Annotated in this window: 15 protein-coding genes; 3 read left to right on the forward strand and 12 right to left on the reverse strand. The window is 46.5% G+C overall.

Features of this window, described 5'->3' with window-relative positions:
• Nucleotides 1–104: 104 nt before the first annotated feature.
• On the forward strand, nucleotides 105–857 hold the full coding sequence (gene rluA / locus QTO06_RS12265; protein WP_331408279.1) for a bifunctional tRNA pseudouridine(32) synthase/23S rRNA pseudouridine(746) synthase RluA: 753 nt from the start codon (nucleotides 105–107) through the stop codon (nucleotides 855–857).
• Between the two features lie 32 nt (nucleotides 858–889).
• Entirely contained in the window at nucleotides 890–1,852 is a 963-nt protein-coding gene (locus QTO06_RS12270) for a D-2-hydroxyacid dehydrogenase (RefSeq protein WP_331408280.1), read from the forward strand.
• Between the two features lie 65 nt (nucleotides 1,853–1,917).
• Here QTO06_RS12270 and yjgA read toward each other — a convergent pair whose 3' ends face one another.
• Entirely contained in the window at nucleotides 1,918–2,442 is a 525-nt protein-coding gene (gene yjgA / locus QTO06_RS12275) for a ribosome biogenesis factor YjgA (RefSeq protein WP_010450448.1), read from the reverse strand.
• Between the two features lie 110 nt (nucleotides 2,443–2,552).
• On the opposite strand from yjgA, the gene pmbA reads away from it, so the two are divergent.
• A complete protein-coding gene (gene pmbA / locus QTO06_RS12280; RefSeq protein ID WP_010450446.1) occupies nucleotides 2,553–3,896 on the forward strand; it encodes a metalloprotease PmbA in 1,344 nt (447 codons plus the stop codon).
• An 83-nt stretch (nucleotides 3,897–3,979) separates the two neighbouring features.
• Here pmbA and mgtE read toward each other — a convergent pair whose 3' ends face one another.
• The 11 genes from mgtE to QTO06_RS12335 all read right to left on the reverse strand — a co-directional run bounded on the left by mgtE (nucleotide 3,980) and on the right by QTO06_RS12335 (nucleotide 12,772).
• A complete protein-coding gene (gene mgtE, locus QTO06_RS12285) occupies nucleotides 3,980–5,335 on the reverse strand; it encodes a magnesium transporter (protein WP_010450444.1) in 1,356 nt (451 codons plus the stop codon).
• A gap of 166 nt (nucleotides 5,336–5,501) precedes the next feature.
• Complete coding sequence (locus QTO06_RS12290) at nucleotides 5,502–5,777, reverse strand: HPr family phosphocarrier protein (protein WP_005432843.1); 276 nt, start codon at nucleotides 5,775–5,777, stop codon at nucleotides 5,502–5,504.
• 2 nt (nucleotides 5,778–5,779) lie between these two features.
• A complete protein-coding gene (rapZ, locus tag QTO06_RS12295) occupies nucleotides 5,780–6,643 on the reverse strand; it encodes an RNase adapter RapZ (protein WP_005432858.1) in 864 nt (287 codons plus the stop codon).
• A 14-nt stretch (nucleotides 6,644–6,657) separates the two neighbouring features.
• Nucleotides 6,658–7,104 (reverse strand): PTS IIA-like nitrogen regulatory protein PtsN, encoded by a 447-nt coding sequence (gene ptsN / locus QTO06_RS12300; RefSeq protein WP_005432846.1) that lies wholly within the window; start codon nucleotides 7,102–7,104, stop codon nucleotides 6,658–6,660.
• Nucleotides 7,105–7,106: 2 nt separating this feature from the next.
• Nucleotides 7,107–7,394, reverse strand: a complete 288-nt coding sequence (hpf, locus tag QTO06_RS12305; RefSeq protein WP_005432838.1) for a ribosome hibernation promoting factor — start codon at nucleotides 7,392–7,394, stop codon at nucleotides 7,107–7,109.
• A 23-nt stretch (nucleotides 7,395–7,417) separates the two neighbouring features.
• Nucleotides 7,418–8,893, reverse strand: a complete 1,476-nt coding sequence (locus QTO06_RS12310) for an RNA polymerase factor sigma-54 (protein WP_005432834.1) — start codon at nucleotides 8,891–8,893, stop codon at nucleotides 7,418–7,420.
• 50 nt (nucleotides 8,894–8,943) lie between these two features.
• Nucleotides 8,944–9,669 (reverse strand): LPS export ABC transporter ATP-binding protein, encoded by a 726-nt coding sequence (gene lptB, locus QTO06_RS12315; protein ID WP_005432855.1) that lies wholly within the window; start codon nucleotides 9,667–9,669, stop codon nucleotides 8,944–8,946.
• A 1-nt stretch (nucleotide 9,670) separates the two neighbouring features.
• A complete protein-coding gene (gene lptA, locus QTO06_RS12320) occupies nucleotides 9,671–10,165 on the reverse strand; it encodes a lipopolysaccharide transport periplasmic protein LptA (protein ID WP_005432860.1) in 495 nt (164 codons plus the stop codon).
• Nucleotides 10,146–10,709 (reverse strand): LPS export ABC transporter periplasmic protein LptC, encoded by a 564-nt coding sequence (lptC, locus tag QTO06_RS12325; RefSeq protein ID WP_005535416.1) that lies wholly within the window; start codon nucleotides 10,707–10,709, stop codon nucleotides 10,146–10,148. Before lptC ends, lptA begins: the two co-directional genes overlap by 20 nt.
• A 90-nt stretch (nucleotides 10,710–10,799) precedes the next feature.
• Nucleotides 10,800–11,771 (reverse strand): arabinose-5-phosphate isomerase KdsD, encoded by a 972-nt coding sequence (kdsD, locus tag QTO06_RS12330; RefSeq protein WP_045367607.1) that lies wholly within the window; start codon nucleotides 11,769–11,771, stop codon nucleotides 10,800–10,802.
• 35 nt (nucleotides 11,772–11,806) lie between these two features.
• The gene (locus QTO06_RS12335) at nucleotides 11,807–12,772 is read right to left on the reverse strand and encodes a calcium/sodium antiporter (RefSeq protein ID WP_038891160.1); all 966 of its coding nucleotides are present in this window, start codon (nucleotides 12,770–12,772) and stop codon (nucleotides 11,807–11,809) included.
• Nucleotides 12,773–13,141: the final 369 nt, after the last annotated feature.

Raw genomic sequence — 13,141 nt, forward strand, 5'->3', positions numbered from 1 at the left:
TTATATCGCCCCCTATTGGTGAAAAAATTAAACGTGTTTTGTGCATGCATCTTGAGGGCTCTTGGGTATAATCAGCGCGTTTTTATTCTGTAGAGATCCTGCCCATGGCAATGCTTGAGTACAATCCACCAACCGATCCTTGGATTGATGTCGTTTTTGAAGATGAGCAAATTTTGGCGGTAAACAAGCCATCTGGTTTGCTCTCTGTGCCGGGGCGTCTCGCTGAGCACTATGACAGTATGTGGAGTCGACTCACTGAGCAGTATCCAGATATTCAAGTCGTGCATCGCTTGGATATGTGCACTTCCGGTTTGATGGTACTGGCGAAGAACAAACGTGCAGAAAGCGCGTTAAAGAAACAGTTTCAATACCGATTGACGCATAAGATTTACTACGCGCGCGTTTGGGGGCATATAGAGCAAGAAGAGGGTGAGATTGACCTACCGCTGATTTGCGATTGGCCTAATCGTCCGTTGCAGAAAGTCTGTTTTGAAAATGGCAAACCTTCTAAGACGCTTTTCCAAGTAGCGAAGCGAGAAGAGCATCCTGATGGCTCCAAGACGACGATTGTACGTTTGTTGCCGATCACTGGTCGCTCACACCAATTGCGAGTTCACATGCAAGCATTAGGTCACCCGATTGTAGGCGATGAGTTTTACGCAACTGAAGAAGCGAAAGCCTTCTCTGAGCGCCTAGAACTGCACGCCGCTGAGTTGAGCTTTTACCATCCGAAATGCCATTGGCTGCGCAGCATTTTTGTTCCTTGTGATTTTTACCCGGAAGCGGAAGCGATGATCTTTGACTATTTCGACCCAGAGCGTAAATTACCAGATTACAAAACACTGCCACGTCCATAAATTCATCTTTAGGCAGTGAACAAGGAGTTGTTATGTCACTGCCTAAAGTGGTCTTCCTCGACCGCGCGACCATCCCCGCTCAAATTCAGGTGCCCCGCCCGAGCTTTGCCCATGATTGGGTGGAATACGATCTGACTTCTCTAGAACAAGTGATAGAGCGTCTCACTGATGCGGATATCGTTATCAGTAACAAAGTGGTGCTCGACCAAGCTGTTCTATCTCAGCTTCCTAATCTCAAGATGATTGCTGTGGCGGCCACGGGGTTCAACAACGTCGATATCAACTATTGCGCTGAGCACAATGTTGCGGTCGCGAACGTGCGTGGCTATGCGACTCGCTCTGTGCCAGAACACGTTATCGCGATGCTGTTTGCTTTGCGTCGTAACTTGTTTGGTTATCACCAAGATATCGCAGCGGGCGAGTGGCAACGCAATAAACAGTTCTGTTTCTTTACGCATCCGATTGGCGATGTGGCAGGTAGCACTTTGGGTGTGGTTGGCAGCGGCGCATTAGGTCAAGCAACAGCAAAACTGGCACAAGCGTTAGGGATGAACGTGGTGTTTTCGGAGCGCAAAAGCGTAACGGAGTGCCGAGAAGGTTATGTTTCTTTTGCTGAGGTTCTTGAGCAAGCGGACGCCATCACACTGCATTGTCCACTGAATGATGAAACACGTAATTTGATTGGTGAGGCAGAACTCAAGTTGATGAAGCCTACATCGATTTTGATTAATACCGGACGTGGTGGCTTGGTGGATGAACAAGCTTTAGTGGACGGCTTAAAGCAAGGTGAGATTGCTGGTGCTGGGGTTGATGTCTTTACCCAAGAGCCCGCCAATGAGAGTAATCCGCTGATTGCCAATATGCACTTGCCGAACCTATTGCTGACGCCACACGTTGCCTGGGGCAGTGACTCATCGATTCAGCGTTTGGCTGAGATCTTGATTGAGAATATTAACGCCTTTGAGCGCGGTGAAAGTCTTAATCGCTTGGCGTAATAGCAGAAAATAGGCATGAAAAAAGCAGACACAAAGGTCTGCTTTTTACGTTCTTAAGCGTTGAATTACATTTCTTCTTCAAACGCTTTAAGAATTTGGAAGATTTCACGGTAAGATTTTGCTGGTTTACCGGCTTTCTTCTCTTTCGCTGCTTGGCGAGCAAGTTGACGTAGACGTTGACGATCCGCTTCTGGGTACAGTTCCATTACGTCATCAATCGCTTTATCGCCTTCTTCCACAACGCGATCACGCAGCGCTTCTAGCTTGTGCAGAGCAGCAGTCGCTTGTGAGTGCTTGTTGCGGATTTTATCCAGTGCCGCTTGGATTGGTTCTGGATCTTCGTAACGCATTAGCTTACCAATGCGTTGTAGCTGACGACGACGCGCTTCGTTTTTAAAGCGTTGTGCATCAGCAACCGCTTCTCGTAGGTCTTCGCTCAATGGAAACTTATCTAGAACAGCTGGCTTTAGGCCTACAAGCTCTTCACCTAGCTTTTGCAGCTCTTCCATGTCTCGCTTCATCTCGGATTTACTTACCCAGATGATCTCTTCTTCTGGTTCCCATGGCGCTTTTTGATTCTTACGTGCCATTTCAGTTGCCTGTGTTTTGATTAATATTATGACTATTTTAACAAGAATCGTGGGGAGAAAGCGAAATTCTTGTTATTCTATTGTGCATCGAATACATGATGTGAAAGACAATGGATATTAAACAGCAGGTTGCTGAGCAACGTACCGAGCTAGAACAAGCCGTTTCACGTGCACTAGAAATCGCTGCGGCGAAGTCTGATGCCGCTGAAGTCGCAATCACCAAGAGCACAGGTTTGAGTGTTTCCACTCGCATGGGTGACGTGGAAAACGTTGAATTCAATAGCGATGGCGCACTGGGTATCACCGTCTACCGTGGTCAACGCAAAGGCAGTGCTTCCACATCTGACTTGAGTGAAGCTGCTATCGAGCAAACGGTCTTAGCAGCACTAGACATTGCTCAATACACATCAGAAGACCCATTCGCAGGTCCTGCTCCAAAAGAATACATGGTGAAAGAGGTACCAGACTTAGACCTTTTCCACCCAGATGCGCCTGATCCAGACTACGCAGCGCAAGTCGCGATTGCTGCTGAAAAAGAAGCGTTGAACTACAGCGATGCGATTAAGCAAAGCGATGGTGCAAGCTACGATAGCCACTACGGCGTAAAAGTGTATGGTAATAGCCACGGCTTGTTAGCCAGCTACGCATCCAGCCGTCATAGTACCAGCTGTTGTGTGATTGGTGTGGGTCAAAACGGTGAGATGGAACGTGATTACAGCTACACCGTTGCGCGTCATCGTGATGATCTTTGGACACCAGAAACTGTTGGTCGCAACGCTGCAGAGAAAACCATCAGTCGCCTTGACGCGCAAAAGCTTAAGACAGGCAAATACCCGGTGATGTTTGCTGCGGATGTAGCAACAGGCTTGATTGGTCACCTAGTGATGGCTATCAGCGGTGGCAACCTATACCGTAAGTCTTCTTTCCTATTGGATCATCTTGGTAAGCAAGTATTGCCTGAGTGGTTCAACATTTCTGAGCGTCCACACGTACTGCGCGGATTGGCTTCCAGCCCGTTCGATAGCGAAGGCGTTTACACGCAAGATCGTGAAATCATCACCGATGGTGTTTTAGCTACTTACTTGCTAACCAGCTATGCCGCTCGCAAGATGAAGATGGACCCAACGGGTCACGCTGGTGGAATCCACAACTGGTACGTGAAGTCAACAGGTCAAAACTTCGAGCAAATGCTGAAAGAGCTGGGTACCGGTCTACTGGTAACAGAGACCATGGGGCAAGGCGTAAACGTTGTCACGGGCGATTACTCTCGTGGTGCTGCAGGTTTCTGGGTAGAAAACGGTGAAATCCAATACCCAGTGTCTGAAATTACTATCGCGGGTAACTTGAAAGACATGTTCAATCAGATTGTGGCTGTGGGTAGCGATGTAGAAACACGCTCACAAATCCAAACGGGTTCTATCTTGTTGGATACCATGAAGGTTGCTGGTGAGTAAACTCACTAACCGCTAGATACGAAAAAGCCTGATGTGTTCATCAGGCTTTTTTATTATTCGTTACCTACTGGTCATTACTGAGGCTAAATCATCAAGGTCGCGAGACCAAGGAAAACTGAAAGACCAATTACATCGGTCACTGTCGTTAGCGCCATACCACCAGCGAGTGCTGGGTCGATGTTCATCTTCTTCAATAGTATTGGGATAGTTACACCCGCAACACCTGCTACAAGTAGGTTGGTCAGCATGGCTGCCGAGATAATCCCACCAAGCATCCAGTTCCCTTTCCAAGCTACTACGATACCACCGATGATCAGCGCCCACATGATGCCGTTTAGCAAGCCGATAGCCGCCTCTTTCATCAACAGTTCGCGTTTGTTCGAATCACCGATATGACCGAGTGCTAAGCCACGGATTACAAGTGCAACGGTTTGGTTACCTGCTACACCACCCATTGAAGGCACGATCGTCATTAGGACAGCAATCGCAGCCATTTGGTCTAGAGTCGCTTCAAACATGTTGGAGACAGAAGCAGCGGCCAGTGCAGCAAGTACGTTGGCACCAAGCCAAATACTACGTTTACGAGCAGACTTTACTACAGGCGCGAAGGTATCTTCGTCGTCATCCATACCCGCCATACTCATCATTGAGTGTTCGGCATCTTCACGGATAACGTCGACCACGTCATCGATGGTGATACGACCAACGAGGTGCTGATTTTCATCCACAACCGGAGCAGATACCCAGTTACGACGTTCAAACAGGCTAGCGACATCAGAGTCACTGGTATCCACTGTAATTGCATCATCCGCATCTTCCATCACTTCACTGACTTTGACATCAGGTTGCGTGGTGATCAGCGTCGTGATCGGTAGTTCACCAATCAGTTTGCTCTCATCATCAATGACGTACAGCGCATCAGTTGCTTCAGGCAGTTCGCCTTTCATACGTAGATAACGCAGGACTACGTCGACATCAACGTCACCACGAATAGTGATTACGTCGGTGTTCATCAGTCCACCCGCGGTATCCTCAGGGTAGGATAGGGCGGTTTCCACGCGCAGACGATCTGCACTGTCCATCTGGGACAGAACTTCACGTGAGACGTCGTCAGGCAAGCTACGCAGGACGTAAGCCACGTCATCGGTGTCCATGCCTTCCGTTGCTTCTGCAAGCGCTTCAGGAGCCATTTTGGACACAAGACTGTCTTTAACGTCTTCGTTTAGCTCGTCAAGAATCTCACCGTAATCTTCTGGGTCGGTGAGTTGCCAAAGAACCTCACGACTTTTACGTGGGGAGGCTTCTAAAAGGTGGGCAATATCCTCAGGTTCCATGTCCTGCAGTTGGCGACGAACATGGACGAAGCGGCCGTTTTCCAGTGCTTCAGTGACTTCTTGGAGGGCTTGGTGAGCTTGGTCGAATTCTATTTGCTCTGCCATTCATTCCTCCCAATTCCTGATATTTACAATGCTTTGAATAATAACTTAATTCTAGGCACCTTTTAATAACAACTTATGAAAGTCGACAAAATTATTTATCGGAATTTAAGCGGGAGGTGAAACTTATGTGGGATATCTGGCTAGAGATAATAAAAAAGCGAGTGAATCACTCGCCTTCGTCAAACTTATCTTCAATCAAATGGCAAACCGCATCAAGAGCTTGCTCGGATTGATCGCCAGTGGCGTGGATGGTCACGTATTGTCCTTGGGCTGATTCCAGCATCAGCAATCCCATGACGCTGTCTGCGGTCGCGGTTTTGTCTTCTTCGTTGTCGATGGTGATCACCGCGTCGAAGCTTTGTGCTAGTTCTACCAGTTTAACTGCCGCACGAGCGTGCAAGCCTAGGCGGTTTTGGATCAGTACTTTACGACTTAATTCCACCGTTATTCCTTAACGTTCTTTTCCAATGAAGTGTGGCGAATTTGTACTTGGTGTCCTTTGTCCGCAAAGTACTCACCGATTTTTTGAGTGAGATAAACCGAGCGGTGTTTACCACCAGTACAACCGATCGCAACGGTCAGGTAACTACGGTTGTTTTTCTCTAATAGTGGTAACCAAGTCTCTATAAAGCTTTCAATTTGGTATTTCAGATCAAGTACCGACTGGTGTTGCTCTAAGAAGGCGCCGATCGGGCCGTCTAAACCAGTGAGAGGGCGCAGTGCTGGCTCCCAGTGTGGGTTTGGCAAGAAACGCACATCAAACACGTAATCGGCATCAGATGGTAATCCGTATTTGAAACCAAACGACTCAAACACCATGACTAAGTCTTTGCGTTCTCGGCCTTCCACACGCATACGTACGGTTTCACTGAGATCATGCAGAGATTGACCGCTACTGTTCAGAACTAAGTCTGCGTGTGCTTTCAGAGGCATTAAGATCTCTTGTTCAAGCTCAATCGCCTGATCAAGTGATAATGATTGACTGCCAAGTGATAGCGGATGAATCCGACGTGTTTCGCTGTAGCGGGTGAGAAGCGTTTCTTTATTCGCGTCTAAGAACAGTACTGTCACATCCAGTTCAGCCTTTAGCTTCTCTAGCGTGGTATTCAGTTCTTTGAGCTTCTTAGGGATATTTCGAATATCGATGCTTACTGCGACGTTTTGTTTGCTCTCAGAGACTGACTGAACAAACGCGTCAAGTAAGTTTACCGGTAGGTTGTCTACGCAGTAGTAACCTAAGTCCTCAAGTACGCGCAGGGCAACACTTTTCCCGGCACCAGAGTGCCCGCTAACAACGATTAATCGCATGGTGATCGTCCTGATTACTTATGAATCATAATGTCGTAGAGCTCTTCATCGCTCTGAGCGTTACGTAAGCTTTTAAGCACTTGCTTGTCACTTAGACGCTCTGCCATAGAGGATAGTGTTTTGAGGTGCTCTTTGCACTGTTCTTCAGGTACAAGGAGAGCAAAAAGAAGGTCGACAGGTCGGTTGTCGATGGCGTCAAATTCAATCGCTTCGTCACACTGAAGTAACACCGCGATGGCTTTGTCGCTTGATTGCATTCTTGCGTGAGGGATAGCAATACCGTTGCCGATACCAGTACTACCCATTTTTTCTCTGCTGAGCATACACTCAAACAGTTCTGTAGAATCTTGGCCCGTGTTTTCAGCGACAATTTGGCTGATCATTTCTAGGGCACGTTTCTTACTTGTACAATGGACTGCACTTTTGGTGCAGTCCAGTGACAGTATTTCGCTCAGTTGCATGATTAATGACTGTTTAGTTTTTCTTTGTGCTTATTAAGTTGACGAACTAATTTATCCACCAGCGAATCAATTGCTGCATACATACTTTCGTCGTTCGATGACGCGTGGATTTCGCCTTGATTGATGTGGAGCGTAGCTTCCGCTATTTGGTTGAGTTTTTCAACTTTTAGTACGACTTGGACTTGGTTAATGTGGTCGAAGAACCTTTCGAGCTTCTGAAACTTAGATTGAACATAGTCTTGCATTGAATCGGTAAGATCAACGTGATGGCCTTGAATATTGATTTGCATAGACTTTCCTTTTCAGTTGGTGCCTAAAGTAGGCGTTTGCGCTGACTCGAAGGGGCGATACCCAAGGATTCACGATATTTCGCTATCGTACGTCTCGCGACTTGAATCCCCTGGTCAGCCAGAAGAGCAGCAATTTTGCTATCACTCAGTGGCTTAGCGGTATTCTCCGCTGCGACCAACTTTTTGATGAGTGCGCGAATTGCTGTGGACGAACACTCTCCACCATTGTCTGTACTAACATGGCTAGAGAAGAAGTACTTCAATTCAAAAATGCCACGTGGGGTATGCATAAACTTCTGTGTTGTTACACGAGAAATTGTCGATTCATGCATGTCCACATCCAATGCTACGTCATTTAGCACCATTGGTTTCATGGCTTCTTCACCATACTCGAAGAAATCTTGTTGATGTTCAACAATACATCTTGCAACTTTGAGAAGCGTCTCGTTTCTGCTTTCTAGGCTCTTAATCAGCCATTTTGCCTCTTGCAAATTGCTGCGAATGTACTGGCTATCCGCACTGTTGCCTTTGCCTAGTTGCGCATATTGTTGATTTACTTTTAGTTTCGGAATGCTGTCAGGGTTTATGGAGACGGTCCACTTACCATGATCTTTAAATACGGACACATCCGGAATGACGTATTCAGTGTCATCGGGTGTGATACGACTACCTGGGCGTGGGTCAAGTTGTTGAATCAACTTCAATACTTCACGCAAGTCCGCTTCTTTAAGCTTAGTCTCTTTGATGACCAGCTTGTAGTCACGATTGCCAAGGTGGTCGATGTGATCGCTTAACACCATTTTCGCCTCAGCAAGCCATGGCGTGTCTTCAGGGAAAGTTGCCAGTTGCAGCAGTAGGCACTCTTGTAGATTGCGAGAGGCTACACCGAGCGGGTCAAATTGCTGAATACGCTTACGTACCGCTTCTACTTCATCCAATTCCACTTCTTCGTTGTCGAAGCTCTCGTGAATTTCTTCAGGGGATAGGGTTAGGTAGCCGTAGTCGTCGATGGCATCGATGATCGCGAGGGCGATGGTGCGGTCGGTTTCACTGAAAGGCGTTAAGTCTAACTGCCACATAAGGTAATCATGCAGCGATTCAGTGGTCTCACCTTGGTAGACGGGCATGTCATCATCTAGCGCTAGGCCTGTGCTGCCTGTATTGGCGCTGTATACGTCATCCCAAGTGGTATCGATTTCTAGCTCAGAGCTGATTTCAGATTTTTCAATCACGTCTGAGCTGTCTGGAAGGTCGGGTTCTGAGGCGTCGTTAGCTTCGTTCGCACTGTTATCAGCAGATTCAGACGCTGATTTGTCTTCACCGTTTGCTTGAGGCTCATCGTGGCCTTCTTCAACTTCCAGTAGCGGGTTGGAGTCCAACGCTTCTTGGATTTCTTGTTGAAGATCGAGCGTCGACAATTGCAACAAACGAATCGCTTGCTGCAGCTGTGGCGTCATGGCTAACTGTTGACCTAGCTTGAGTTGTAATGAAGGTTTCATTCAGTGTTACTTACCTTGTAATGCTCAGAATCTTACCGTTCCTAATGTAATCATAGACGGAATTGTTCGCCGAGATAAACTTGTTTCACTTGCTCGTTATTGAGAACTTCATCCGGAGTTCCCGATGCGATGAGGTGTCCTTGACTTACGATATAGGCTTTTTCACAAACGTCCAAGGTTTCGCGAACGTTATGGTCAGTGATTAACACGCCAAGACCGCGATCGCGCAAGTGTTCAATGATTTTTTTGATGTCGTTAACCGAAATTGGGTCAACACCCGCGAACGGTTCATCCAACAAAATGAACTGAGGGTTTGCTGCCAATGCACGAGCAATTTCTACACGGCGGCGTTCACCACCTGATAGTGCCATACCCGCACTGGTGCGTATGTGCTGTATGTGGAATTCTTCCAACAAATCTTCCAGTTTGTCTTGGCGTTCTTCACGAGTCAGTTCTTGGCGAGTCTCGAGAACGGCCATGATGTTGTCTTCAACAGATAGCTTACGGAAGATCGACGCTTCTTGCGGCAGGTAGCCAATACCCAAGCGAGAACGACTGTGCATCGGTAAAATACTGATGTCTTGGTTGTCGATGGTGATGGTACCTTCATCACGCGGAACCAAGCCTACGATCATGTAAAACGAAGTGGTTTTACCCGCACCATTTGGGCCCAGTAGACCAACGATTTGGCCAGATTCTACTTCGAGACTTACATCGGTAACTACCTTGCGCTTTTTGTAGCTTTTCGCAAGGTTCTTTGCACTCAGTACTGCCATATTAGTTCTCGATTTGATTCGGTTGCAGGATGGTGGTTACGCGCTCATCCTTCGAGCTGTCGGCGACTAGCTTCTGTTGACCAATTTGGTAACGGATCGATGAACCTTTGATGGTATTACCGTCTTGTGCTAGTTGCGCTTGACCTTTCATGGTCAATTCATCAGTAGAGATGCGGTAGTCTAGCTCAGTTGCTTGGCCGCTTAGCGTTTTGCCATCGTCCATCAACTGAGAAAACGTAGCAGGCTTACCAAATGCTTGGATCTGCTTGATAGACTCGGTCTTAGGATCGCGAGTCACAACGATTCTATCAGCATCGATATTGATGCTACCTTGCTTAAGCGATACATCACCTTTAAAGATGACCTGGTTACTCTTCATGTCCACCTGTTGGGTGTCTGAATTGATGTAAACCGGTTGTTGAGTATCCGACTTAAGTGCTAACGCTTGCGGCGCTGCTAAAACCAATGCCAATAGGCTAAGGTGTAACGGTTTCATATCGACCTTGAACTTCATCTGTCAGAGTCGCAGTGTGAGCTTTCAAGTTGCCCTGCATTGCGCCTCCGGTAGTTTCAAATTGCGGTCCAACCAACATTACTTGTTGATCGGCTTTAAAATCACGATTGGTGAGATTGATGACCAATTTATCTGTCGCCATGGTATCGAAACTCGCGCCAGGCAATAGATTCTGCATCAGTACTTTGTCGTACAAGGTCAGAATCTGGTCTTCATCAAGTACTGCTTTTGTCGCAGTGACTTTCCACTCCACGACGCTACCTTCACGGTAAACCATCAGTGTTGGGCTCTTAAAAATCGTGTCTCCACTCTTAGCATAGTGATCCAAGTTAGTGGAACGGATGATGTAACTGCGGACACCATCTTCACCATAAGTGATGTTTTCTAGTCCAGTACCACTGAACATAGGCAGTTCTAAATTTGGTGCTACTTGAATATCTTCATTGCCTTTTGGTGTCATGAGGTAATAACCGCACCACGCGACAACAAAGATCAAGAGCAAATAAATAAGGCGAGTAAAACTCATAAAATAAAGGCCTTTATCTTAGCTCAGTACTTCCCTGACCATTGCCTTAATCTGTTAAATCAACCGTTAAGTCTTTTGGGTGATGCAATACTACATCACGCCAGCTTTCAATAAATCATGCATATTCAGTGCGCCAACAATCTTATTGTTATCGCACAAGATCAGAGCATTGATGTTCTTGTCTTGCATTAGATTCAACCCCTCTACCGCTAACATCTCCGGATGTGCTGTAGTTGGGTTTTGCGTCATCACTTCACCAATTGCTGTGGTGTGGATATCAATGCGCTTATCCAAAGTACGACGTAAATCGCCATCGGTGAATATACCAAGCATAGCATCGTGCTCATCGACGATGGCTGTCATGCCCAAGCCTTTTTCAGAAATCTCGAGCAAGGCGTCACGAATAAGCGCATCAGGTGATACTTTTGGTAGTGCATTACCGAAGTGCATTATATCAGACAGCTTAAGCAGCAATTTTCTTCCCAGCGCACCACCAGGGTGTGATAACGCAAAGTCTTCCGCTGAGAAGCCACGAGCTTGCAGAAGCGCAACAGCCAGTGCATCACCCATAACCAAAGTCGCCGTAGTACTGCTGGTTGGCGCGAGACCAAGTGGGCAAGCTTCTTTTGGAACAGTGATTTGCAAATGCAGATCAGACAACTTCGCCATGTTCGATTCTGGCTTGCCTGTCATACTGATGATTTTGATGTTCAGGCGTTTCAAAACTGGGAATAGAGACAAAATCTCATGAGACTCTCCCGAGTTTGAAATCGCAATAACAATATCACCCGCGCTGATCATGCCTAGGTCACCATGTGCAGCTTCGCCAGGGTGAACGAAAAATGCTGAAGTACCAGTGCTCGCAAGGGTCGCAGCAATTTTGTTGCCGATATGACCTGATTTGCCCATGCCCATTACGACAACTTTGCCGTTATTGGAAAGAATCAATTCGCAAGCTTGTTCAAACTGCGCGTCAAAGTATTGGTCTAGCTGTTGTAAAGCTGATACCTCAATATCAAGAACTTGTTTAGCTGCAGCGCGAAAATCAAATTGAGTGGACATATCAGTGCTCCAATTTGTCTTTACTTATTATGTTATTAAGCGGCCATGTTTGCGAATAGGTACACTTGGTAACCTAAGAAACACACAAACAGGATGCCACCTTCAAGGCGGTTGATACTGCGTGACTTACCAAGACACATTGCCACAAGAAGGAGAGAAACCCCTAGCATCACCCAGAAATCACGACCCATAGCGTATTCGCTCAGCATCGATGGATTGATGATGCCAGGTAGACCCATAACCGCAAGAATGTTGAATACGTTTGAGCCGATGATGTTACCTACGGCCATGTCGTCTTCGCCTTTTAGAACGCCAGCAAGAGATGCAGCGAGTTCTGGAAGGCTAGTGCCGATAGCAATAATAGTAAGGCCAATCACTAGGTCACTCATGCCAAAGTGTTTCGCAATAATGACGGCATTATCTACCAGCATGCTTGCTGCCAAAGGAAGCAGTATCAAGCCAATCACAACCCACATGATTGCTTTCGGGTTAGTTACGCCTTCTGGGACTTCAGATTCTTGCTCATCAACAAACGCATCACCAGCTTTCTGCTCTTTACGGCTAATTTGCAGCATGGCAAATAGGAATCCACCGAACAAAATAAACAGCAAGATACCTTCATAGAAGCCTAAGTGGCTATCCCACAGTAAAATACCAGCAAGTACAGTAACTGCTATCATCAAAGGCAGTTCGCGGCGAATCACGGCAGAGCTGATAGAAAGTGGTTTGATGATCGCAGTAATACCTAGGATCAAAGCAATATTAGCAATGTTGGAACCGAGCACGTTGCCAACCGCGGTATCGGTTTTGCCATCCCATGCAGCGGTTGCCGAAACCATCATCTCTGGTGCAGATGAGCCCATTGCAAGAATGGTCATACCGATCACTAGAGGTGAAATACCGACGTTGCGGGCCAGAGCTGCAGAGCCAAAAACAAGTTTATCTGCACTCCAAACAAGTAAGACAAGACCGACGATAAGCAATGCTACGGCTTCGAGCATGATGATTCCTAAGTAATAAAATAAGTGAAATGAGTAACCGCTAATTTTGACCTTTTGCGGCCAAAAATGGAAGATAAACAACAAATAAATTAAAGGTTAGTAACGAAATTGTGTTTAATTGTTGCTCATTCAATCGTCGTTCTTAATGCGGTTAATCTGGAGTGAGATGTAAACACCTTCCTTTCATTTCGTCATATTTTATGAAGATTTGCTTGAATTTCGTCGGCTCTATTTAATTGAACAGTGCTTTTAATTAACGTTCAATGTGCTTATGATTGCAGCCTAATAAGTGTACCGAAGTCACTTTAGGATATTCTCGACGTAATATCTTGAAAACAATCGGGGTTGAGTTGGATTACAACTCTGTGA

It is taken from the genome of Vibrio sp. M260121 (assembly GCF_036533715.1).
In the GTDB taxonomy this organism is placed as follows: domain Bacteria; phylum Pseudomonadota; class Gammaproteobacteria; order Enterobacterales; family Vibrionaceae; genus Vibrio.